The 24,066-nt window shown below is 69.1% G+C and carries 16 protein-coding genes and 1 tRNA gene; 13 read left to right on the forward strand and 4 right to left on the reverse strand.

Annotated elements, in window-relative coordinates:
- Positions 1 to 9: 9 nt before the first annotated feature.
- The 5 genes from AC5Y6X_RS11570 (at position 10) to AC5Y6X_RS11590 (ending at position 3,557) form a co-directional block, all read left to right on the forward strand.
- Complete coding sequence (locus AC5Y6X_RS11570) at positions 10 to 1,587, forward strand: AMP-binding protein (RefSeq protein ID WP_324676077.1); 1,578 nt, start codon at positions 10 to 12, stop codon at positions 1,585 to 1,587.
- Positions 1,588 to 1,651: 64 nt separating this feature from the next.
- On the forward strand, positions 1,652 to 2,077 hold the full coding sequence (locus tag AC5Y6X_RS11575; protein ID WP_324676076.1) for a nuclear transport factor 2 family protein: 426 nt from the start codon (positions 1,652 to 1,654) through the stop codon (positions 2,075 to 2,077).
- Positions 2,078 to 2,147: 70 nt separating this feature from the next.
- Complete coding sequence (locus AC5Y6X_RS11580; RefSeq protein WP_324676652.1) at positions 2,148 to 2,621, forward strand: FAS1-like dehydratase domain-containing protein; 474 nt, start codon at positions 2,148 to 2,150, stop codon at positions 2,619 to 2,621.
- Positions 2,618 to 3,058, forward strand: coding sequence for a MaoC family dehydratase (locus tag AC5Y6X_RS11585; RefSeq protein ID WP_324676075.1), 441 nt, complete (start codon positions 2,618 to 2,620; stop codon positions 3,056 to 3,058). Before AC5Y6X_RS11580 ends, AC5Y6X_RS11585 begins: the two co-directional genes overlap by 4 nt.
- Positions 3,051 to 3,557 carry a DinB family protein gene (locus AC5Y6X_RS11590; protein WP_324676073.1) on the forward strand — a complete coding sequence of 169 codons (507 nt, stop codon included), beginning with the start codon at positions 3,051 to 3,053 and terminating at the stop codon, positions 3,555 to 3,557. The genes AC5Y6X_RS11585 and AC5Y6X_RS11590 overlap by 8 nt, the downstream gene beginning before the upstream one ends.
- Positions 3,558 to 3,621: 64 nt before the next feature.
- Here the strand turns inward: AC5Y6X_RS11590 and AC5Y6X_RS11595 are convergent, their stop codons facing one another.
- The gene (locus AC5Y6X_RS11595; protein WP_324676071.1) at positions 3,622 to 5,091 is read right to left on the reverse strand and encodes an aldehyde dehydrogenase; all 1,470 of its coding nucleotides are present in this window, start codon (positions 5,089 to 5,091) and stop codon (positions 3,622 to 3,624) included.
- Positions 5,092 to 5,178: 87 nt separating this feature from the next.
- On the opposite strand from AC5Y6X_RS11595, the gene AC5Y6X_RS11600 reads away from it, so the two are divergent.
- Positions 5,179 to 6,543 (forward strand): lipocalin-like domain-containing protein, encoded by a 1,365-nt coding sequence (locus tag AC5Y6X_RS11600; RefSeq protein WP_420715860.1) that lies wholly within the window; start codon positions 5,179 to 5,181, stop codon positions 6,541 to 6,543.
- Between the two features lie 37 nt (positions 6,544 to 6,580).
- On the opposite strand, the gene AC5Y6X_RS11605 is transcribed toward AC5Y6X_RS11600, so the two are convergent.
- The gene (locus AC5Y6X_RS11605; protein WP_324676069.1) at positions 6,581 to 7,735 is read right to left on the reverse strand and encodes an aromatic ring-hydroxylating oxygenase subunit alpha; all 1,155 of its coding nucleotides are present in this window, start codon (positions 7,733 to 7,735) and stop codon (positions 6,581 to 6,583) included.
- Between the two features lie 203 nt (positions 7,736 to 7,938).
- Between AC5Y6X_RS11605 and AC5Y6X_RS11610 the strand changes: the two genes are divergently transcribed.
- The 4 genes from AC5Y6X_RS11610 to AC5Y6X_RS11625 all read left to right on the forward strand — a co-directional run bounded on the left by AC5Y6X_RS11610 (position 7,939) and on the right by AC5Y6X_RS11625 (position 20,287).
- Positions 7,939 to 8,661, forward strand: a complete 723-nt coding sequence (locus AC5Y6X_RS11610) for a DUF1906 domain-containing protein (protein WP_324676068.1) — start codon at positions 7,939 to 7,941, stop codon at positions 8,659 to 8,661.
- Between the two features lie 554 nt (positions 8,662 to 9,215).
- A complete protein-coding gene (locus tag AC5Y6X_RS11615; protein WP_324676066.1) occupies positions 9,216 to 18,473 on the forward strand; it encodes a polyketide synthase in 9,258 nt (3,085 codons plus the stop codon).
- A gap of 28 nt (positions 18,474 to 18,501) precedes the next feature.
- Complete coding sequence (acpS, locus tag AC5Y6X_RS11620) at positions 18,502 to 18,894, forward strand: holo-ACP synthase AcpS (protein WP_324676064.1); 393 nt, start codon at positions 18,502 to 18,504, stop codon at positions 18,892 to 18,894.
- 49 nt (positions 18,895 to 18,943) lie between these two features.
- Positions 18,944 to 20,287: a dipeptidase gene (locus AC5Y6X_RS11625; protein ID WP_324676062.1), complete on the forward strand. Its 1,344-nt coding sequence runs from the start codon at positions 18,944 to 18,946 to the stop codon at positions 20,285 to 20,287.
- On the opposite strand, the gene bcp is transcribed toward AC5Y6X_RS11625, so the two are convergent.
- Positions 20,284 to 20,757 (reverse strand): thioredoxin-dependent thiol peroxidase, encoded by a 474-nt coding sequence (gene bcp, locus AC5Y6X_RS11630; RefSeq protein ID WP_324676648.1) that lies wholly within the window; start codon positions 20,755 to 20,757, stop codon positions 20,284 to 20,286. The two genes, AC5Y6X_RS11625 and bcp, sit on opposite strands and share 4 nt — an antisense overlap.
- A 103-nt stretch (positions 20,758 to 20,860) precedes the next feature.
- On the opposite strand from bcp, the gene AC5Y6X_RS11635 reads away from it, so the two are divergent.
- From AC5Y6X_RS11635 to AC5Y6X_RS11645, 3 genes are all read left to right on the forward strand, one after another.
- On the forward strand, positions 20,861 to 21,088 hold the full coding sequence (locus tag AC5Y6X_RS11635; RefSeq protein ID WP_324676646.1) for a DUF3618 domain-containing protein: 228 nt from the start codon (positions 20,861 to 20,863) through the stop codon (positions 21,086 to 21,088).
- Between the two features lie 210 nt (positions 21,089 to 21,298).
- Positions 21,299 to 22,777, forward strand: coding sequence for a biotin carboxylase (locus AC5Y6X_RS11640; protein WP_324676060.1), 1,479 nt, complete (start codon positions 21,299 to 21,301; stop codon positions 22,775 to 22,777).
- Positions 22,774 to 23,973, forward strand: coding sequence for a serine hydrolase domain-containing protein (locus AC5Y6X_RS11645; protein WP_324676058.1), 1,200 nt, complete (start codon positions 22,774 to 22,776; stop codon positions 23,971 to 23,973). The genes AC5Y6X_RS11640 and AC5Y6X_RS11645 overlap by 4 nt, the downstream gene beginning before the upstream one ends.
- Here the strand turns inward: AC5Y6X_RS11645 and AC5Y6X_RS11650 are convergent.
- Positions 23,939 to 24,011, reverse strand: a tRNA-Lys gene (locus AC5Y6X_RS11650). The genes AC5Y6X_RS11645 and AC5Y6X_RS11650 overlap by 35 nt on opposite strands.
- Between the last annotated feature and the right edge of the window lie 55 nt (positions 24,012 to 24,066).

Below are 24,066 nucleotides of genomic sequence, written 5' to 3' on the forward strand. Positions count from 1 at the left end.
GGACGCCTGATGCCGGGGCCGTCGGATTTCGGCGTCGATCGCTTCACCGTGCCGGCCGTGCTGGATCGCCGGGCCGAGCAGTACCCCGACCGGGTGATGATGTCGATCGGCGGCGTCGACGTGACCTTCGAGCAAATGCGGCGGCGATCCCGCGCCGCGGCGAACATGCTGACCGAATTGGGCGTCGGCCGGGGCGACAGCGTGGCGCTGTTCACCGCCACCTGCCCGGAGTGGGTCTACTTCTGGCTGGGCGCCGCGCGCATCGGGGCGATCAGCGCCGCGGTCAACGCCGCGAACCGCGGCGACTTCCTGCTGCACACCCTCCGCCTGTCGCAGGCCCGGGCGATCCTCACCGATGCCGAGCGACGTCCCCGCGTCGACGAGGTTTTGAGCCGGCTGGACACGGTGACCGACGTTGTGGTGCGGGATGATTCGCTCACCGACGCGTTGAGCCGTGGCGCCGATCCCGCGGTGGCCGATAGCCCCGCCGGGTTGGCGGACATCGGCGCGCTGTTCTACACCTCGGGCACCACCGGGCCCTCGAAAGCGGTTGCCACGACGTGGCATTACCTGTTCTCGGTGGCCGCGACGGCCGCTGCGGCGTGGGAATTTCGCGCGGGGGAGGTGCTGTGGACGGCGATGCCGCTGTTCCACCTGAGTGCCGCGCCCAGCGTGCTGGCGCCGATGCTGGTCGGCGGGACGACCGTGCTGGCGCAGGCATTTCATCCCAGCGAGGTGTGGGACGACGTCCGCGCCCAGGGCGCCATCGGCTTCGCCGGCGCCGGCGCGATGGTCTCGATGCTGCAGAACCTGCCCGCCGATCCGCGCGACGCGCAACTGCCGCTGCGGTTCATCTCGGCGGCGCCCATCGACGCCGACTCCTACCGCGACATCGAAAAGCGTTACGGCTGCCGCATTGTCACGATGTACGGGATGACCGAAGCCTTTCCGATCGCCGTCAAGAGCGTGTCCGAGGAAGGGATTCCCGGAACGTCGGGCCGGCCCAACCCCAACTTCGACGTGCGCATCGTCGATGACGACGGCGCCCCGCTGCCCGCCGGCACCGTCGGGGAGATCGCCTGCCGGGCCAGGCATCCGCATGTGATGAGCGAGGGCTACGTGAGCCACGGTCTGCGGGTCGAGCCGCACCAGGAATGGTTCCGCACCGGCGATCTCGGCCGGCTCGACCCGGACGACAACGGCGACGAGCACCTGACATACGTGGACCGCATCAAGGATTCGCTGCGCAGGCGCGGCGAGAACGTCTCCTCGGTCGAGGTGGAGACCGTCGTCACGAGCCATCCCGCGGTCGCCGAAGCCGCCGCGATCGGGGTGCCCAGCGAGTTGGGCGAGGACGACATTCTGCTGATCGTGACGATGCGCCCGGGCGCCACACTGGATTACGCCGAGTTGCTCGACTTCTGCGCCGCCCGCATGCCGTACTTCTGCGTGCCCAGATTCGTCGAGACGGTTGATGAACTGCCGAAGAACGTCATTGGGCGAATACGTAAAGACTTGTTGCGATCTCGGGGCCTGAACCCCACTGCCTGGGATCGTGAAGCACACGGTTATGTCGTTAGTCGCTGAGTTCAGTTAGTGTTTGCATAAGGCAATTTGCCGGCGATTTCGCCAGAGAGGCTGGAGAAACAAGATGACCCTGACCTATCAACAAGAACAGTTCCTCCACGCCGCGACGGCCCGCGCCGCCATCCTCGACCTGACCGCCCGGCAGAACCGGGCCTACTCCGACGGCGACCGGGAGCGCTGGGTCGCGACGTTCCGTCATTCCGGTGCCAGCTACACCCGCGACGGCGAGGTGTTCACCGATCTGCGCGCGGCCTTCGATGGCGGCGACGGGCAGCGGTTGGTGACCGTGGATCACGAGATCCGCATCGACGGGATCCACGCCGAACAGCGCTGTGTCGCCGTGCTGTACGCCACCATGTACGGCGACACGACGCTGCGGGCGACCGGGGTGCTCCACGACAAGCTGATCTACGAGCGCGGCGGCTGGTATTTCGAATCCCGGGCGCTTGCTTGGGATTCGGTGCCCAGCCGGCATCCGCTGGTCATGTAGGCGGCGCCGCTCCGTGGACTCCGACCTCAGCTACCAGCTGACCTTCGGCACCTACGAGGATGCGCTGCGAATGGTCGGCACGGCGAGCGAACCGCGAACCGCGCGGACCCCGGTCAGCGGCGCGCGCATCCAGCTGTTCGCCGCGACGGTTCACGACGGCAATCGTTCGTATTGGGACGCCGAGTTCGCCCGGCGGAGATGGGGAGGCCTGCTGGCCCCGCCGGCCCTGCTGATGGGATGGCTGATACCCCCGCCCTGGGAACCGGAGGGCCGACCGCCGGCGGCGTCGATGGTGCTTCGGGTTCCCTTGCCCGGCAACACATTCATCAACGCGGCCAACGACGTCGAATTTCCGGAGCCGATCATCGAGGGCGACCTGCTCACCGTCGTCGAGGAACTGGTGTCGGTGTCGCCGGAAAAGCGGACCCGGCTCGGTGTTGGTCATTTCGTCCAAACGCTGGAGACCTATCGTCGGCAGGACGGGACCGTCGTTGCCAGGTGCCGGAACACGCTATTCCGGTTCACCCCCGGGGAATCCGCGTGAGCGGCGATCTGGACTGGAACGACGTCAGCGTCCCCGCGGAGCTGCCCGAGGTGGTCGACCACATCAGCTACCAGCGGGTGGTGGAGAACGCCGGGGCAACATGGGACTACTTCCCGGGCCACTTCGACCCGGAATACGCTCGCGGCCAAGGAAACCCGACGATTTACGTCAACACCATGCACCTCGCGGGGTTCGCCGACCGCGTCGCAACCGATTGGGCGGGCCCGGGCAGTCGCGTGGTGCGCCGCTCGCTGCGGCTGGCCGGCTCGGTCTACGCCGGCGACACCATCACCGGCCGCGGCCGGGCGGTCGCCAAACGGCAGGACACGTCGGTGGATCCGCCGCGCCGGCTGGTCGACGTCGAGATCCAGGTGACCAATCAGCATGGCGCCCTGTGCTGTCCGGTCGAGCTCACGTTGCAGCTGCCCGGTGATTGACGCGGCCGCACTGCACCTGGCGGTCTGCCGGCGGTTCGGCGAGGGCGTCGCGTCGGCGGCTGGCCGATGGGAGCGTCGCTCCCCGTGCGACGAGTGGGACGCCCGCGCGGTGCTGGAGCACGTGATCGGTTTTCACGACGTGCTCGTGTTGCGCCCGCTGGGCTTGAAACCCGACCGGCCGCGGGAAGATCCGCAGTTGCGGTGGCAACTGACCTACGACGCGCTGAAGGAAGCCATGGATAACAACCCGGCGCCACCGGTGATGCCGAAACTGACCCGCGACGTGTTGGTGCACAGCTGGGACCTGGCCCGCGCGGTGGGGGCCGACGATCGGCTCGACCCCGGTTGGTGTGAGCTGTTCTTGGCCGACTTGCCCGCGGATTCGGAGGTCTTGCACTCGTCGGGAATGTTCAAAGGGCCGGTGGCCGTGCCCGCCGAAAGCGATGCGCAGGCAAGGCTTCTCGCGCTGCTCGGCCGCGACCCGTCGTGGTCGCACTGACGCGCCGAAAGTGAAGTGGTTGCGAAAAATCGCCCGATCTTTCGCAACCACTTCACTTTCGGCGCTACTCTAGCGGCGGCAGTTGCCCCTTGCAGACCAGCGTCTGAAGCTCGACGTACTCGTGCAGGCCCTCCGGGCCGAACTCGCGGCCGATGCCCGATTGCTTGAATCCGCCGAACGGGGCGCCGATGTCGAGCGTGTACATGTTGATGCCGTAGGTGCCGGTGCGGACACCCGCCGCGACCTCCAGGCCGTGCGCGATGTCTGCCGTCCACACCGAACCCGCCAGCCCGTAGTCGCTCTCGTTGGCGATCCGGATCGCGTCGTCCTCGTCACGGTAGCGCAGCACGGTCAACACCGGGCCGAAGATCTCCTCCCGGGCGATGCGCATGTCGTTGGTGGCGTCGGCGAACAGCGTGGGCCGCACGTACCAGCCGCGCTGGGCCGGGCTGTCTTCGCCGCCGAGGACCACGCGGGCGCCCTCGCTTTGGCCGGACCGGATGTAATCCTGGACGCGGCGCTGTTGTCGTTGGGCCACAAGCGGTCCGATGTCCGTCGACTCGTCGGCCGGGTCGCCGACGGTCAGCGACGACATCATGGCGGCCAGCGCGTCGACGATCTCGTCGTGCCGCCGATCGCTGACCAGGATCCGGGTCTGGGCGACGCAGGCCTGCCCGTTGTTCATCAGGCCGGCCGTCTTCAGCCCGGCCACCGTCTTGTCGATGTCGGCGTCGTCGAGGATGATCGCCGCCGACTTGCCGCCCAGTTCCAGGCTGTAGCGTTTCAGCTGCTCCCCGCACAGCGTGGCGATCCGGCGCCCGACGGCGCTGGAGCCGGTGAACGCGACCTTGTCCACGCCGGGGTGGCGCACCAGCGCCTCGCCGACGTCGGTGCCCCCGGGAAGCACGGAAACGACGCCCTCGGGCAGGCCGATCTGCTCGATCATCTCCGCCAACCACAAAGCGTCCAAAGGGGTTTCGGGCGCCGGCTTGACGATGACCGTGCAGCCCGCGATCAGGGCCGGGATCAGCTTGGGCATGATCAGGAATTGCGGCACGTTCCACGGCACGATCGCCGCGACCACCCCGACGGGCGCCCTGCGCAGGTGTACCTCGCCCAGCACGCCCTGGCGGCGCTCCGTCCAGGGAAAGTCGCGGGCGGTGGCCAGCGCGAGGTGGATCAGCGACGCCGCCGCGGCCGCCTGGCCGAGCCGGCTGAAGCTGCGCGGCGAGCCCATCTCGTCGGTGATCAGCTCTGCCATCTCGTCGAGGTGTCCGGCGTAGATCGCCGCGAGCTGTTCGACTTTGGCCATCCGGTCGGCGTGGCTCATCCGCGGCCAGGGGCCGTGGTCGAAAGCGTGCCGCGCCGCGGCGACGGCCGCGTCGACGTCCTCGGGCCCGGCCACCTGGACGTGGCCGACCGGCTCCTCGGAGTGGGGTGAGATCACGGCGAGCTGCTGCGGGTTGGCGGGCTTGCGCCACTGCCCCCCGATGAACAGTTCGTCGTAGTAACGATGGCCGGGATTTTCTGGCATCGGGGCACTTCCTCGGGGAATGGGACCGCGACCGCAACTTCGCTATTGACGCTAACATAGCGAAGAAAGCAGGATTGCGCCGTGGCAATGGCCCCAGGCGGAGACATGGACGACTGGCGCACCTACCCGTTTCGGTTGGTGCCCGGGGACAGCCAGCTGGATTTCCCCGCCGCCGAAGGCGAGCATCCCGACCAGGAGTCGGACACCTGGTTTCTCGCCGGGCAACTCGACGCCGCCGACAGCGGCCGCTCGTTCGCCTTCCTGACCATCTTCAACAAGAACCGGCCCGGGGGAACGATCGTCGCCGACTTCTACACGATGGCGCTGTTCGATCTGGACTCCGGCGACTACGGCACCTACACGGATTACGACATGCCGCCGGCCAACCTGGAACCGGGAGCGCAGCGCAAGCTCGCGATGGCCCAGGGTTATCTCGACCTCACCTACCACTGCGGCGCGGGAACCGCGTCGTGGATCGCCTGCCGCGACGCCGACGGGGAACTGCTGCCCTACACCTATCGGGTCAGCCTGGTCGGCGAGGACCAGCGCGGCCGGCCCATGCGACTGGATCTGGCCGTAACGCCAACGCGCGCACCGACACCGGTGGGCGCGTCGACCTACAACGGCAAGATATTCTGCTTCGGCCAGCCCGACACCTACTCGTATTTCCAGACCGGAATGGCGATGACCGGAACCCTGCGCTGGGGGGACGCGGTGGAGCAGGTGTCGGGCAGCGGCGGGCACATCGACCGGCAGTGGTTCCCGAAGTACGCCGGCGGCGGGGGAAGCGGGGGAGACCCGCGGGCCAGGTCGCACGAATGGCGCACGATCAATTTCGACAACGGCGTCGACCTGAGCATCTGGCGGCAGTTCGACCGCACGAACGGCAATGCGCTGCAGCCGTTCACCGGCGTGACGGCGAGCTACCCCGACCCGGCCATGCCGCCGACGTGCGCCGAAGACGTCGAGGTCACGGTCAGCAGCTACGTCCGATGGCCGGAATCGGTGCGGCCGCTGGTGCGTCCGCCCGCGCCGGCCCGATACCTGCCCGACCGCCACCGGATCACCTGCGCCACACTGCAACTCGACCTCGTCGGCGAGCCGCTGGTGCCGGCCCCCGCGCACGGCCTGCCGATCGAGTACATGGAGGGCCCGTACCGCTACCGCGGAACGCTGTGGGGCAAACCGGTGACCGGCTTCGCGTTCAACGAGCGTTCGCTGGCGCTGTACCGGGATTGGGAGCTGGTCGAGGTGCTGGCCACCACGGTCGCGGACGTCGCCCCAAGCCTGCAGGCGACGGTGGATGAGCTGGCGCCGTTGGTGGGTGCTGGCCGGCGCGACGAGGCCATTGAACTGTTGACCGGCGCGCGTCCCGGTGAAAATGACACGCTGGCAACCATTTTCGACGACCTTATCGCCGCACTGTCGGTCGATACTGCGCGCCGAGACTGACAATTTGCAGGTGTCTACTCGCACTTTCTCTGAAAAACTACAGTTTCGGCGTAGCTGAGCGTGCCAGCGCCTCGGCCCAGGTGACGTGGCGATGCTGCAGCCCCGGCTCGTTGCGGCCGAACCGCAATCGATCGCGGGCGCCCGACTCGAGGTTGGCCTGTAGGCCCTCGACCAGCCGGTAGTCCTCGTCGCGCACGGTGGCATGCGCGTACTCGAAGACGGCCTGCGCCCCGGCGGCCACGGATTCGTCGGACAGGTCCAGCGGCGTCGAGTTCTGGTGGACGGTGATGGACCGGCCCGGTCGGTCGCCCGGGTAGATGCGGAACAGCTCACCGTTGGCGATCGTCACCGACAGCACGATGTTGGGGAACAGCGCGTAGATCACGACCATGTTGTGGAAGGGATCCCACTGGTCTTCGGGAACGTTGTCCAATTCGAGAATCGTGTTGAGCGGGAATATCAACCGGTGATGCGGCCCGTACGCGTCGAAGACCGTGCAGTTGCTGCGCGCGATCCTGGCGAAGGTCTGCTGGTGGACAGTGGCGAAATGGTAGTTCTCGGCGAAGCTGTCGACCGCCAGCTTCCAGTTGATCGGGCAGTCAAGCACCTTCTCGCCCAGCGGAGACCATCGCCCGATGCCCCACGAGTCGAGTTCGTCGGCCAGCGGCCCCAGGTGCGCGGCGATGTCCAGGGTGGCGCCGGGATTCAGTGCCACCCAAAGGAATCCGGCGAATTCGGCGGCTGGAAGCTCGGTCAGGCCGTCGGACCTGACGGTGACGTCCGGGAAACCCTCGCGGCCCGGCAGCCCGACCAGCTTGCCGGTGTTGTCGTAGGTCCAGGCGTGATACGGGCAGGTGAATCGCTTGGCACTGCCGCAGCCCGTCACCACCCGTGACTGCCGGTGCAGGCAGACGTTGTCGAACGCCCTGACCGTCCCGTCGGACGCCCGGGTCAGCAGGACCGATCGCCCCATCACCGTCTTGGTGCAGTAGGCCCCGGCAGCGGGAAGCTCCGAGACGTAGCCGACCAGTTGGGGGGTCGCCAGCAGCAGGGCCCGGTCGCGGTCGTGTCGCTCGAGTGAGGTGTAGTCGGCCGCGTCGATCGTGTGCTCGCCCGGCGCGAGGTCGGTGGTCTTGTCGCGGGCGAGCTTCAGGGCCCGCCGGGTCAGGTCGATGAGCTGGTCGCGATCCATCTGAAAAGCCCCCTGCAATCGCGTTCGGTTCTCGGACTAGCTGTACTTCGCGCTAACTTTATTAACTTTATAGTGAAAGCAAGGCGTCGAGAACCGGCTATGCGGCGCTTGGGGCAGTCGGCACCGGCGTTGCGGCAATGTGATACACATGTGACTCCTGTGGCCAGTGTGTCTCCTGGTGTTTATGCCGTACCCTGTGGCTTGTGTCATCGGTTTCGCGACGTGACCTGCTCAAATTCGCGGCCGCCACCCCCGCCCTAGTCGGCCTGAGCGTGGCGGCGCCTACGTTGCACGCCGCGCCGGCCTCGGCGTCACTTGGCACCCTGCTGGACTATGCGGCCGGCGTCATCCCCGCCAGCCAGGTCAGGGCCGCGGGCGCCGTCGGCTCGATCAGGTACGTGTCCGACCGGCGCCCCGGCGGCAACTGGATGCTGGGCAAGCCGATCGGACTCGCCGAGGCGCATGACCTGAACAGCAACGGGCTGAAAATCGTGTCGTGCTACCAGTACGGCAAGGGCAGCACCGCCGACTGGCTGGGCGGCGCCGGCGCCGGCCTGCAGCACGCGCAGCGCGGCATGCAGTTGCACGCCGCCGCCGGTGGCCCGGCCAGCGCCCCGATCTACGCGTCGATCGACGACGATCCGTCCTATGAGCAGTACAAAAGCCAGATTGTCCCGTACCTGCGGTCTTGGGAGTCCGTCGTCGGGCATCAGCGGACGGGCGTTTACGCCAATTCGAAGACGATCGACTGGGCGCTGCACGACGGCCTGGGCTCGTATTTCTGGCAGCACAACTGGGGCTCGCCGAAGGGGTTCACCCATCCGGCCGCGCATTTGCACCAGGTCGAGATCGATAAGCGCAGCGTCGGCGGGGTCGGGGTGGACATCAACGAAATCCTCAAGCCGCAATTCGGGCAGTGGGTCTAGTCATCCCGCGCCGACCCGGAGGCGCCCCGGCCCGCTGATCGGGTCCCATCGGGCCCCGGCGTCGCCCGCTCCAGCAAACACTCGTTCGCCGTTGCTCGGGCGGCGCTGCCGCGGAAAATCGCGCGACGGCCCGCCGAACGCGCCGCCGGGCGCTCGTCGGAGCCCGAATTTTTAACATAACGATTTGATAACAAAACTGCCTTAACCAGCGCAGTTATGGCTACTCGACCGTAACCACCTGCATGCAGGACGTTTGTTTGCGGCGCTCGCGGCCTCGGGTGAACGCGGTGTTACCCACAACACGGTTACCCATGCGTAGAACTCACCAGTAACTGCTCAACATGCAAAAAGGGCACTGATCCTTATGACACTCTTAGTGCAGCCGATGCAGTCCGTCGCGCCGTTCGGCCCAGGGGGCGGCCCGCCGACACGACACCGGTCAGCCGTTTCTCGGCTGCGATTCGACGGGGAATCGAAACGACGGGTCCGCAGGCCGGTGCGGAACCGGCCGAGCGAACCGATACGTAAAGACGCATACAGGGGAGACATAGAAGGTGACGATCCACGAGCACGACAGGGTGTCCGCTGACCGCGACGGGAACATCCCGCACAGCACCCATGCTCTGGTCGACCGCCTGACGGCCGGTGAGCCGTACGCCGTCGCCTTCGGCGGCCAGGGGAGCGCCTGGCTGGAGACCCTGGAGGAACTCGTCTCGTCGGCCGGGATCGAAACCGACCTGGCGACACTGGTCGGCGAGGTGGAGCTGCTGCTCGAGCCGGTGGCCAAGGAGCTGGTCGTGGTGCGCCCGATCGGTTTCGAGCCGCTGCAGTGGGTCCGCGCGCTGGCGGCCGGCGACCCGGTTCCCTCGGAGAAGCACCTGACGTCGGCCGCGGTGTCGATACCGGGCGTGCTGCTCACCCAGGTTGCGGCCGGGCGTGCCCTGGCGCGCCAGGGTATGGACTGGGTCGCGACACCTCCGGTGGCCGTCGCCGGGCATTCGCAGGGTGTGCTGGCCGTCGAGGCGTTCAAGGCGGCGGGCGCGCGCGACGCAGAGTTGCTGGCGATGGCCCAGCTGATCGGTGCGGCCGGGACGCTGGTGGCGCGTCGGCGCGGCATTTCCGTCCTCGGTGATCGTCCGCCGATGGTGTCGGTCACCAACGCCGACCCCGAGCGCATCCGCCTGCTACTCGACGAGTTCGCCCAGGACGTTCGCACCGTGCTGCCGCCGGTGCTGTCGATCCGCAACGGCCGGCGCTCGGTCGTGATCACCGGCACCCCGGAGCAGCTGTCCCGATTCGAGCTCTACTGCCAGCAGATCTCCGAGAAAGAGGAGGCCGACCGCAAGAACAAGGTCCGCGGCGGCGACGTCTTCGCGCCCGTCTTCGATCCCGTGCAGGTGGAGGTGGGCTTCCACACGCCGCGGCTGGCCGACGGCATCGACATCGTCGGCGGCTGGGCCGAGAAGGTCGGCCTCGACGTCGCGCTGGCCCGCGAGCTGACCGAGGCGATCCTGGTGCGCGGGGTCGACTGGGTGGACGAGATCAACCGGGTGCACGAGGCCGGCGCGCGCTGGATCATCGACCTGGGGCCTGGCGACATCCTCACCCGGCTGACCGCGCCGGTGATCCGCGGCCTGGGCATCGGCATCGTGCCGGCGGCGACCCGCGGCGGTCAGCGCAACCTGTTCACCGTCGGGGCCACCCCCGAGGTCGCCCGGGCCTGGTCGAGCTACGCCCCGACCGTGGTCCGCCTTCCCGACGGCAGGGTCAAGCTGTCGACGAAGTTCACCCGGCTGACCGGGCGGTCGCCGATCCTGCTGGCCGGCATGACCCCGACCACCGTCGACGCCAAGATCGTCGCCGCGGCGGCCAACGCGGGTCACTGGGCCGAGCTGGCCGGCGGCGGGCAGGTCACCGAGGAGATCTTCGCCAACCGGATCGAGGAGATGTCCGGCTTGCTCGAGGACGGCCGCACCTACCAGTTCAACGCGCTGTTCCTCGACCCGTACCTGTGGAAGCTGCAGGTCGGCGGCAAGCGCCTGGTGCAAAAGGCCCGCCAATCCGGCGCGGCGATCGACGGCCTGGTGATCAGCGCCGGCATCCCGGATCTCGAGGAAGCCGTCGAGCTGATCGACGAGCTCAACGACGTCGGCATCAGCCACGTCGTGTTCAAGCCGGGCACCGTCGAGCAGATCCGCGCCGTCATCCGCATCGCGACCGAGGTGCCCACCAAGCCCGTGATCGCGCACGTCGAGGGCGGGCGCGCGGGCGGCCACCACTCCTGGGAGGACCTCGACGACCTGTTGCTGGCGACCTACTCGGAGCTGCGGTCGCGCCCCAACATCACCGTCTGCGTCGGCGGCGGCATCGGCACCCCCGAACGGGCGGCCGAATACCTGTCCGGCCGCTGGGCGCAGTCCTACGGCTTCCCGCTGATGCCGATCGACGGCATCCTGGTCGGCACCGCTGCCATGGCCACGCTGGAATCCACCACGTCGCCGTCGGTCAAGCGCATGCTGGTCGAGACGCAGGGCACCGACCAGTGGATCAGCGCCGGAAAAGCCCAGGGCGGCATGGCTTCCAGCCGCAGCCAGCTCGGCGCGGACATCCACGAGATCGACAACGCCGCCTCGCGCTGCGGCCGGCTGCTCGACGAGGTCGCCGGCGACGCGGAGGCGGTCGCGGAGCGTCGCGACGAGATCATCGCGGCCATGGCCAACACGGCCAAGCCGTACTTCGGTGACGTCGCCGAGATGACCTACCTGCAGTGGCTGCGGCGCTACGTGGAGCTGACCATCGGCGAGGGCAACTCGACGGCCGACACCGCCTCGCCCGGCAGCCCCTGGCTGGCCGACACCTGGCGCGACCGCTTCCAGCAGATGCTGCAGCGCGCCGAGGCGCGTTTGCACGCAAAGGATTTCGGGCCGATCGAGACCCTGTTCAACGACGACGGGTTGCTGGAGACTCCCGACCGCGCCATCGACACGCTGCTGCAGCACTACCCCGACGCCGAATCCGTGCAACTGCATCCGGCCGATGTGCCGTTCTTCGTCACGCTGTGCAAGACGCTGGGCAAGCCGGTCAACTTCGTGCCCGTCATCGACAAGGACGTCCGGCGCTGGTGGCGCAGCGACTCGCTGTGGCAGGCACACGACGCCCGCTACGAGGCCGACCAGGTGTGCATCATCCCGGGCACCGCGTCGGTCGCCGGCATCACCCGGATGGACGAACCCGTCGGTGAGCTGCTCGACCGCTTCGAGCAGGCCGCCATCGACGAGGTGCTTGCCGGCGGGGCGGAGCCGACGGCCGTGCGGTCGCGCCGGCTGGGCCGCCCCGACGTGACCGGGCCGCTGGCCGTCGTGCTCGACGCCCCCGACGTGATGTGGGCCGGGCGCACCACCACCAACCCCGTCCATCGCATCGCCGACCCGGCCGACTGGCTGGTGCACTCAGGCTCTGAAGGAGCCGAAAGCCCGCGCGCCACACACTCATCCACCGGCGCGCGGCTGCAGGTCACGTCCGACGACGGCGCCGGCACCGAGCAGGTCGTGCTCAGCGTGCCCGTGTCCGGCGTCTGGGTCGAGATCCCATTCACGTTGCCCGCCAACACACTTGACGGCGGCATCCCGGTGGTGTCCACCGAGGCCGCCACCACCGCCATGCGCGCGGTCCTGGCGATCGCCGCCGGCGTCGACGGGCCGGAGCTGCTGCCCCGGGTCGTCGAGGGGACCGCGACCGTCACGGTCGACTGGGATCCCGAGCGCGTCGCCGACCACACCGGGGTCACGGCCACCTTCGGTGAGCCGCTGGCGCCCAGCCTCACCACCGTGCCGGACGCGCTCGTAGGCCTTTGCTGGCCCGCGGTTTTCGCGGCCATCGGCTCCGCGGTCACCGACGCCGGTGTCCCGGTGGTCGAGGGGCTGCTGAGCCTGGTGCACCTGGACCACGCCGTCCACATGGTCGGCGCGCTGCCGAGGGATCCGGCCCAATTGACGATCAGCGCAACGGCTTCTCCGGCGACCGACACGGAGATGGGCCGCGTTGTCCCGGTCTCGGTGACCATCAGGGGCGCGTCCGACGCCGACGGCGCTGTGATCGCCACCCTCGCCGAGCGGTTCGCGATCCTCGGGCGCACCGGAGCCGCGGAACTCGCCGACCCGGTCCGGGCCGGCGGCGCGGTCTCCGAGAACGCCACCGACACCCCGCGCCGTCGCCGCCGCGACGTCACGCTGACCGCGCCGGTCGACATGCGCCCGTTCGCGGTGGTGTCCGGTGACCACAACCCGATTCACACCGACCGGGCGGCCGCGCTGCTGGCCGGCCTGGAATCGCCCATCGTGCACGGCATGTGGTTGTCGGCCGCCGCGCAGCACGCGGCGACCGCAACCGACGGTCAAGCCCGCCCGCCGGCCCGGCTGATCGGCTGGACCGCCCGGTTCCTGGGCATGGTCCGTCCGGGTGACGAGGTCGACTTCCGCGTCGACCGCGTCGGGATCGACCAGGGCGCAGAGGTTTTGGAGGTGGCCGCGCGCATCGGATCGGATCTGGTGATGTCGGCCACGGCGCGGCTGGCCGCGCCCAAGACGGTCTATGCGTTCCCCGGCCAGGGCATCCAGCACAAGGGCATGGGCATGGAGGTGCGGGCCCGGTCCAAGGCCGCCCGCAAGGTATGGGACCGCGCCGACAAGTTCACCCGCGACACGCTGGGCTTCTCGGTGCTGCACGTGGTGCGCGACAACCCGACCAGCATCATCGCCAACGGCGTGCACTACAACCACCCCGAGGGCGTGCTCTACCTGACGCAGTTCACCCAGGTCGCGATGGCGACGGTGGCCGAGGCCCAGGTCGCCGAGATGCGCGAGCAGGGCGCCTTCGTCGAAGGCGCCATCGCGTGCGGCCACTCCGTCGGCGAGTACACGGCGCTGGCCTGCGTGACGGGCATCTACGAGCTGGAAGCCTTGCTGGAGATGGTGTTTCACCGCGGCTCGAAGATGCACGACATCGTGCCGCGCGACGACCTGGGCCGCTCCAACTACCGGTTGGCCGCGATCCGGCCCTCGCAGATCGACCTGCCCGACGACGAGGTTCCCGCATTCGTGGCCGGAATCGCCGAGAGCACAGGCGAATTCCTGGAGATCGTGAACTTCAACCTGCGCGGCTCGCAGTACGCGATCGCCGGCACGGTGCGCGGTTTGGAAGCGCTGGAGGCCGAGGTCGAACGCCGCCGCGAGCTCAGCGGCGGGCGGCGCTCGTTCATCCTGGTGCCCGGCATCGACGTGCCGTTCCACTCGCGGGTGCTGCGGGTCGGGGTCGCCGAGTTCCGCCGTTCGCTGGAGCGGGTCATGCCGCGCGACAAGGATCCCGACATCATCATCGGGCGCTACATCCCGAACCTGGTGCCGCGGCCGTTCACGCTGGACCGCGACTTCATCCAGGAGGTCCGGGATCTGGTGCCCGCCGAGCCGCTCGACGAGATCCTCGCCGACTACGACACCTGGCGTAACGAGAAGCCGCGTGAGCTCGCCCGCAAACTGTTGATCGAGCTGCTGGCGTGGCAGTTCGCCAGCCCGGTGCGCTGGATCGAAACCCAGGACCTGTTGTTCATCGAGGAGGCCGCGGGTGGCCTGGGCGTGGAGCGGTTCGTGGAGATCGGCGTGAAGTCGGCGCCGACCGTCGCCGGGCTGGCCACCAATACCCTCAAGCTGCCCGAATATGCCCACAGCACAGTCGAAGTGCTCAACGCCGAGCGCGACGCGGCGGTGCTGTTCGCCACCGACACCGACCCCGAGCCGGAGCCCGAAGACGAGCCCAGTACGGCCGCGCCGGAAGCCGCCGCCGTCGAGGCCGCTCCGGCGGCCCCTTCCGCTGCGCCGACGGCTCCGTCGGGCGGGGCTCGGCCCGACGACATCGCGTTCGACGCCGCCGACGCGACCCTGGCGCTGATCGCGCTGTCGGCCAAGATGCGCATCGACCAGATCGAGGAACTCGACTCCATTGAGTCCATCACCGACGGTGCGTCGTCGCGGCGCAACCAGCTGCTGGTGGACCTCGGCTCGGAATTGAACCTGGGCGCCATCGACGGCGCCGCCGAGGCCGACCTGGCCGGACTGCGGTCCCAGGTCACCAAGCTGGCGCGCACGTACAAGCCTTATGGCCCAGTGCTTTCCGACGCCATCAACGATCAGCTGCGTACGGTCCTGGGTCCGTCGGGCAAGCGACCCGCCGCCATCGCCGAGCGCGTCAAGAAGACCTGGGAGCTCGGCGACGGCTGGGCCAAGCACGTCACGGTCGAGGTCGCGCTGGGAACGCGCGAGGGAACCAGCGTTCGTGGCGGCGCGATGGGCCACCTGCACGAGGGCGCGTTGGCCGACGCCGCCTCCGTGGACAAGGTCATCGACGCCGCGGTCGCGTCGGTCGCCGCGCGCCGCGGCATTTCGGTGGCGCTGCCGTCGGCGGGCGGCGGTGGCGGTGCGACCATCGACGCGGCCGCGCTGAGCGAGTTCACCGACCAGATCACCGGTCGCGACGGGGTGCTCGCCTCGGCGGCGCGCCTGATCCTGGGCCAGCTGGGCCACGACGACCCGGTGAGCGCGTTGCCGGCGGCCACCGACGCCGAACTCATCGACCTGGTCACCCTCGAATTGGGCGCGGACTGGCCGCGCCTGGTGGCGCCGGTGTTCGACGCCAAGAAGGCCGTCCTGTTCGACGACCGCTGGGCCAGCGCCCGTGAGGACCTGGTCAAGCTGTGGCTCGCCGACGAGGGCGACATCGACGCGGACTGGGCGCGGCTCTCCGAGAGGTTCGAGGGCACCGGGCATGTCGTGGCCACCCAGGCCACCTGGTGGCAGGGCAAGGCGCTGGCCGCGGGCCGTCAGGTCCACGCATCGCTGTACGGCCGGATCGCCGCCGGCGCCGAGAACCCGGACCCCGGCCCCTACAGCAGCGAAATCGCCGTCGTGACAGGCGCTTCCAAGGGCTCGATCGCGGCATCGGTCGTCGCGCGACTGCTCGACGGCGGCGCGACCGTCATCGCAACGACCTCGAAGCTCGACGACGAGCGGCTGGCGTTCTACCGGTCGCTGTACCGCGACCACGCCCGCTACGGCGCCGCCCTGTGGGTGGTCGCCGCCAACATGGCGTCCTACTCCGACATCGATGCCCTGGTCGAATGGGTCGGCACCGAGCAGATCGAAAGCCTTGGGCCACAGTCGATTCACATCAAGGACGCGCAGACCCCGACGCTGCTGTTCCCGTTCGCGGCCCCGCGGGTGGTCGGCGACCTGTCGGAGGCCGGTTCGCGCTCCGAGATGGAGATGAAGGTGCTGCTGTGGGCGGTGCAACGGCTGATCGGCGGGCTGTCGAAGATCGGCTCCGAGCGCGACATCGCGTCGCGGCTGCACGTGGTGCTGCCCGGGTCGCCCAACCGCGGAATGTTCGGCGGTGACGGCGCCTACGGCGAGGCCAAGTCGGCACTGGACGCGCTGGTGAGCCGCTGGCACGCCGAGTCGTCGTGGGCGGCGCGAGTCAGCCTGGCGCACGCGCTGATTGGCTGGACGCGGGGCACCGGGTTGATGGGGCACAACGACGCCATCGTCGACGCCGTCGAACAGGCCGGCGTCACCACCTACTCCACCGACGAGATGGCCGCGATGCTGCTCGGCCTGTGCGACGTGGAGTCCAAGGTCGCCGCGGCGGCCAAGCCCATCGAGGCGGACCTGACCGGCGGGCTCGGCGAGGCCGACCTCGACATGGCCGAGTTGGCCGCCAAGGCCCGCGAGGAGATGTCGGCCGAGGCGGTTTCCGACGACGAGTCAACCGAGGGCACCATCGCCGCGCTGCCGTCGCCGCCGCGCGGTTACACCCCGGCGCCGCCCCCGCAATGGGACGACCTCGACGTCGACCCGGCCGACCTGGTGGTGATCGTCGGCGGCGCCGAACTCGGCCCGTACGGTTCGTCGCGCACCCGGTTCGAGATGGAGGTCGACAACGAGCTGTCGGCGGCCGGAGTGCTCGAGCTGGCGTGGACCACCGGGCTGGTGCGCTGGGAGGACGACCCCCAACCGGGTTGGTACGACACCGAATCCGGTGAGCTGGTCGACGAGTCGGAACTGGTCGAGCGCTACCACGACACGGTCGTGCAGCGCTGCGGCATTCGCGAGTTCGTCGACGACGGCGCGATCGACCCCGATCACGCGTCCCCGTTGCTGGTGTCGGTGTTCCTGGACAAGGACTTCGCCTTCGTGGTGTCGTCGGAGGCCGATGCTCGCGCGTTCGTCGAGTTCGACCCCGAGCACACCGTCATCCGGCCGGTGCCCGACTCGACCGACTGGCAGGTGATCCGCAAGGCCGGCACCGAGATCCGGGTTCCGCGCAAGACCAAGCTGTCGCGCGTCGTCGGCGCCCAGATTCCGACCGGGTTCGACCCGACGGTGTGGGGCATCAGCCCCGACATGGCGAGTTCCATTGACCGGGTGGCGTTGTGGAACATTGTCGCGACCGTCGATGCGTTCCTGTCTGCAGGATTCAGCCCGGCCGAAGTGATGCGCTACGTGCATCCGAGCCAGGTGGCAAGCACGCAGGGCACCGGGATGGGCGGCATGACGTCCATGCAGACCATGTATCACGGCAACCTGTTGGGCCGGAACAAGCCGAACGACATCCTGCAGGAAGTGCTGCCGAATGTTGTTGCCGCGCACGTGGTTCAGTCCTATGTCGGCAGCTACGGATCGATGATCCACCCGGTGGCGGCCTGCGCCACGGCGGCGGTGTCGGTCGAGGAGGGCGTCGACAAGATCCGGCTGGGCAAGGCCGAACTGGTGGTGGCCGGCGGCCTGGATGACCTGACGCTGGAGGCCATCATCGGCTTCGGTGACATGGCGGCCACCGCCGACACCGCGATGATGCGCGGCCGCGGCATCGACGACTCGAAGTTCTCCCGGCCCAACGACAGGCGCCGGTTGGGCTTCGTCGAGGCCCAGGGTGGGGGGACCATCCTGCTGGCGCGTGGCGATCTGGCGCTCAAGATGGGCCTGCCGGTGCTCGCGGTGGTGGCGTTCGCGCAGTCGTTCGGCGACGGCGTGCACACCTCGATTCCGGCGCCCGGCCTGGGCGCGCTGGCCGCGGGCCGCGGCGGCCAGGACTCCCCGCTGGCGCGCGCGCTGGCCAAGCTGGAGGTGGGCGCCGACGACGTCGCGGTGGTCTCCAAACACGACACTTCGACGTTGGCCAACGATCCCAACGAGACCGAGCTGCACGAGCGGCTGGCGGACTCGTTGGGCCGCTCCGAGGGCGCCCCGCTGTTCGTCGTGTCGCAGAAGAGCCTCACCGGCCACGCCAAGGGCGGCGCGGCGGTCTTCCAGATGATGGGCCTGTGCCAGATGCTGCGCGACGGGGTGATCCCGCCCAACCGCAGCCTGGATTGCGTCGACGACGAGCTGGCCGGCTCAGCGCACTTCGTGTGGGTGCGCGACACGCTGCGGCTCGGCGGGAGGTTCCCGCTCAAGGCCGGCTTGGTGACCAGCCTCGGGTTCGGCCACGTGTCCGGGTTGGTCGCGCTGGTCCACCCGCAGGCGTTCATCGCCGCGCTGGACCCGGATCAGCGCGAGGCCTACCAGCGGCGCGCACAGGCACGCCTGCTGGCCGGCCAGCGCCGGCTGGCCTCGGCCATCGCCGGCGGTGCGCCGATGTACGAGCGGCCGGCGGACCGTCGCTTCGACCACCACGCTCCGGAGAAGCGGCAGGAGGCGGCGATGCTGCTGAATCCGGACGCCCGGCTGGGTGATGACGAGGCCTACGAGGTCCCTGCCGGATGACCCCGGTCGTCCGTTAACCTGGCCTGCCATGGGCATCGTCGGTGTGGGGATCGACCTCGTCTCCATCCCTGATTTCGCCGAGCAGGTCGACCAGCCGGGAACCGTGTTCTCCGAGACGTTCACCCCGGGTGAGCGCCGCGACGCCTCGGACAAGAGTTCGTCGGCGGCGCGTCACCTGGCGGCGCGCTGGGCCGCGAAGGAGGCGGTGATCAAGGCTTGGTCGGGATCACGGTTCGCCCAGCGCCCGGTGTTGCCGGAGGACATCCACCGCGACATCGAGGTGGTCACCGACATGTGGGGGCGGCCGCGGGTGCGGCTGACCGGGGACATCGCCACGCATCTGGCCGACGTGACGATCCATGTGTCGCTGACGCACGAGGGCGATACCGCCGCCGCGGTCGCCATCCTGGAGACCCCCTAGCGCGAACAGACGCAAAAGCACCACGACACGCCGGAAAAGAGGGGCTTTTATGTCTGCTCGCGAGATCACCGAGCGCGTCCGCGACGTGTTGCCGTCGGTGCGCCGCGACCTCGAGGACCTGGTGCGCATCGAATCGGTGTGGGCCGACCCCGGCCGCCGCGACGAGGTACACCGCAGCGCCCAAGCGGTGGCGGACCTGTTGTCGCAGGCGGGTTTTGACGACGTGCGGATCGTCAGCGAGGGCGGCGCCCCCGCGGTCATCGCCCGGCACCCGGCGCCCGCGGGTGCGCCCACCGTGCTGTTGTATGCCCACCACGACGTCCAGCCCGAGGGTGACCGCGGCCAGTGGACGTCCCCGCCCTTCGAGCCCACCGAACGCGGCGGCCGGCTCTACGGCCGCGGCAGCGCCGACGACAAGGCCGGTATCGCAACGCATTTGGCGGCGTTCCGCGCGCATGGGGGCCAACCGCCGGTCGGTGTGACCGTCTTCGTCGAGGGCGAGGAGGAATCCGGATCGCCGTCACTGGGCCGGCTGCTGGCGGCCCATCGCGACGCGCTGGCCGCCGACGTGATCGTGATCGCCGACTCGGACAACTGGAGCGTCGCCGCCCCGGCGTTGACGGTGTCGCTGCGCGGCCTGGTCGACTGCGTGGTCGAGGTCGCCACGCTCGACCACGGGCTGCACTCCGGCCTGTGGGGCGGCGTCGTGCCCGATGCGCTGAGCGCGCTGGTACGGCTGTTGGCCAGCCTGCACGACGACGACGGCAACGTCGCCGTCGCCGGCTTGCACGAAAGTACCGCCGCGCCGGTCGATTACCCGGCCGAGCGGGTGCGCGCCGAATCCGGCTTGCTGGACGGGGTGTCCGAGATCGGCTCGGGCCCGGTGCCGCAGCGGCTGTGGGCCAAGCCGGCGATCACCGTGATCGGCATCGACACCACATCGGTTGCGGCGGCGTCGAACACGCTGATCCCGCGGGCCCGGGCCAAGGTCAGCATGCGCCTCGCGCCGGGCGGCGACGCGGAAGCGCATCTGGAAGCGTTGACCGCTCATCTGCGGCAACATGCCCCCTGGGGCGCGCAGGTGACCGTCACCCCCGGCGAGCTCGGCCAGCCCTACGCCATCGACGCCAGCGGCCCGGTCTACGACGCCGCGCGGGCGGCGTTTCGCCAGGCATGGGGCGTCGAGCCGATCGACATGGGCATGGGCGGCTCGATCCCGTTCATCGCCGAGTTCGCGGCCGCATTCCCGCAGGCGAAGATCCTCGTCACCGGCGTCGAAGACCCGGCGACCCAGGCGCACAGCATCAACGAGAGCCTGCACCTTGGCGTGCTGGAACGCGCGGCCACGGCCGAGGCGCTGCTGCTCGCCAACCTCGCCGAGCGAGGGATCTAGACCGACAGGTCGCGCCGAAGTTTCGCGACGTGGCCGGTGGCCTTCACGTTGTACTGCGCGACGGCGATCTTGCCGTTCTCGTCGACCACGAAGGTGGAACGAATCACGCCCTGGACGGTCTTGCCGTACATCTGCTTCTCGCCGTAGGCGCCCCAGGCCGTCAGCACCTTGCGGTCGGGATCCGACAGCAGCGGGAACGTCAGTTTCTCCTTGTCCCGAAACTTCGCCAGCTTCTCCGGCTTGTCGGGGGAGATGCCGATGACGTCGAGTCCGGCGTCGTTGAGTTCGTGCAGGTTGTCGCGGAAGTCGCAGGCCTGCTTGGCGCAGCCCGGGGTCATCGCCGCCGGATAGAAGTACACGACGACGCGGCGCCCCCGGTAGTCGGACAGCTTCACGGTCTTGCCGTCGGCGTCGGGCAGGCTGAAGGCGGGCGCTTTGTCGCCCGGGGCAAGCCGCTTGGTCTCGGTCAACATGGGTCCTTTCTGTTCACTCCGATCGTGGGGTCATCGTCGGCTGATCTAGGGTAGTGCGGGCAGGTGTATCAGCCGGATTGTGGGCGACTTGGAGGAAGACGTGGCGGATCGGGACCCCGAGACCATCAAGCGGGACATCGACGTCGCCCGCGACCAGCTGGCGTCCACCGTCGACTCCCTTGCAGAGCGGGCAAACCCCCGTCGCCTCGCCGACGACCTCAAGGCCCAGGTGATCGCGTTCGTGACGAAGCCCGCGGTCGCCATCTCGCTGGTGGGGATCGGGTCGGTGGTCGTGGTCGTGGTCGTCCGTCGGATCAGGAACCGCTGAGCCGCCGGTCTGCCGCTCAACTTGACTGTGCGACAACGCGATTGGCGATGCAAAAGCCCGTATGACGGCCGGTCGATTCCGGTACCGGCTGGCGTCCGGGCATGCCACACTTTCGCGCGGCCAGGGGCCAGTCCACACTGGTGGCATGAAGGTATTTGATTTCAGCGTCACCGCGCCGACCCCGGCGCTCCCGCCCCCGGCGGCAACCACATGAGCGTGCCCACCGGCGGAACCGAGCCCGGGACTCGCCTGCTCAACGGCCTCTCGGACGTACGCGCGTTCTTTCACACCAACACCGTGCCGCTGTATTTCATCTCGCCGACCCCGTTCAACCTGCTGGGCATCGACCGTTGGGTGCGAAACTTCTTCTACCTGACGTACTTTGACTCTTTCGAGGGCACTCACTCGCGCGTGTTCGTGCCCCGCCGGCGCGACCGCATCGACTTCGAGTCCATGGGGGACGTGTGCAACCACCTCCTGCGCGACCCGGAGACACTCGAGTTCATCGCGGGCCGAGGCCCCGGCGGCAAGGCCTGCTTCGTGATGCTCGACGAGGAGACCCAGGCCCTGGCGCGCCAGGCGGGTCTCGAGGTCATGCACCCGCCGGCGGAGCTGCGCCATCGGCTGGGCTCCAAGCTCGTCATGACGCGCCTGGCCGACGAGGCGGGCGTGCAAAGCGTGCCGCATGCGATCGGGCGGGTCGGCTCCTACGACGAGCTGTCGGCGCTCGCGCACAGCGCCGGGCTGGGGGACGACCTCGTCGTCGTGGCCGCCTACGGCGACGCCGGCAGCGCGGTGTTCTTCGTGCGCGGCCAGCGCGACTGGGACGAGCACGCGGCTGACCTGGCCGGGCAGGAAGTCAAGGTGATGAAGCGCATCCGCAATGTCGAGGTGTGCATCGAGGGCACCGTGACCCGCCACGGCACCGTGATCGGCCCCGCGATGACGAGTCTGGTGGGCTATCCGGAGCTGACGCCGCGCAAGGGCGGCTGGTGCGGCAACGACGTCTGGCGCGAGGTCCTGCCGCCCGCCCAGACCCACGCCGCGCGGGAGATGGTGCGCAAGCTCGGCGACATCCTGAGCCGCGAGGGCTACCGCGGCTACTTCGAGGTGGACCTGCTGCACGACCTGGACTCCGACGAGCTCTACCTGGGCGAGGTGAACCCGCGCCTGAGCGGCGCCAGCCCGATGACGAACCTGACCACCGAGGCCTACGCCGACATGCCGCTTTTCCTCTTCCACCTGCTCGAATACATGGCCGTGGAGTACCAGCTCGACATCGACGAGATCAACTCGCGCTGGGAGCGTGGCTACGGCGAGGACGAGGTCTGGGGCCAGGTGATCATCAGCGAGACCTCACCCGATGTCGAGCTGTTCACCGCGACGCCGCGCACCGGTGTGTGGCGCATCGACGACGACGGGCGCGTCACCTTCGCCCGGTCCGCCAACGACTGGGCCACGCTGCTCGACGGGTCCGAGGCCTTCTACCTGCGTGTCGCGGCGCCCGGCGACCTGCGGACCGAGGGCGCCCAACTCGGCGTGCTCGTCACCCGCGGCCACCTGCAGAACCCGGACTACCAGCTCACCGAGCGCTGCCAGCGCTGGATCAAGGGCATCAAGGCGAAGTTCGCGTCGACGCCGCTGGCGCCGGCCACGCCGATCGTCTCGCGGCTCGTCGCACGAGCGTGAGCGTCCCCGCCGGCATCTCACTGGACAACTGGCTGTCGCCGCCCTACTCGCATTGGTCGTTCCAGCACGTCGAGGACTTCGTGCCGACCGCGCTCATCTCGCGCGGGACCGGGCCGGTCGCGGCGTTGCCCGCCGCCAGCGCCCCGGTGGCCGGCATCCCGGTGACCAGCACTCACGGGAGGACCACCACCGTCGGCGCGGTGATGGCCGCCACCGCCACCGACGGATGGGCCGTCGCCCACCGCGGGTCGCTGGTGGCCGAGGAGTATCTCGACGGGTTGGCGGCCCAAACCCGGCACCTGCTGTTCTCGGTGAGCAAGTCGCTGGTGGCCGCCGTCGTCGGCGCGCTGCACGGGGCCGGGGCGATCGAGCTGGACGCGCCGGTCACGGCGTTCGTTCCGGCCCTGGCGAACAGCGGCTACGCCGGTGCGACGGTGCGTCACCTGCTGGACATGAGGTCGGGCATCGCGTTCTCGGAAGACTATGACGACCCGGCCGCGGAGATACACGTCCTCGAGCAGGCGATGGGGTGGCAGCCCAAGAGCAGTCCGGATGCCGCGTCCACGCTGCAGGACTTCCTGCTGACGCTGAGGCGGAAGTCGGCGCACGGCGGCCCGTTCGAATATCGCTCGTGTGAAACCGATGTGCTGGGCTGGATCTGCGAGGTGGCCGGCGCCCAGCGGATGCCCGAACTGATGTCGGAACTGCTGTGGAGCCGCATCGGTGCCCAATGCGACGCCTCCATCGGGGTCGACTCGGCCGGCACCGGATTGTTCGACGGCGGCGTCAACGCCTGCCTGACCGACATGATCCGGTTCGGGTCGATGCTCCTGCGCGACGGCGTCTCGCTGACCGGCGACCAAGTGATGCCCGCGGCGTGGATCGCCGACACCCTCGACGGCGGCCCCGACTCCCGTCAGGCCTTCGCCGCCAGCCCCGACGACATCGAATTGCCGGGCGGGATGTACCGCAACCAGATGTGGTTCCCCTACCCGGGCAGCAACGTCGTGTTGTGCCTGGGAATGTGCGGCCAGATGATCTACGTCAACCGCGCCGCGGAGATGGTCGCCGCCAAGTTGTCCACCCAGCCGCACTCTCACGAGCCGCACATGCTGGACACGCTGCGCGCATTCGATGCGGTTGCACACGAACTGGCGGTAGTGCGCCGTCAGGGTTTCGAACCCCGGACCCGCTGATTAAGAGTCAGCTGCTCTACCAACTGAGCTAACGGCGCGGACGGCCGAGACCGCGTACGCGACAATAACAGGCGTCCTGCCGCGTAGCGAAAT

This window comes from Mycobacterium sp. NGS26, from assembly GCF_059813025.1.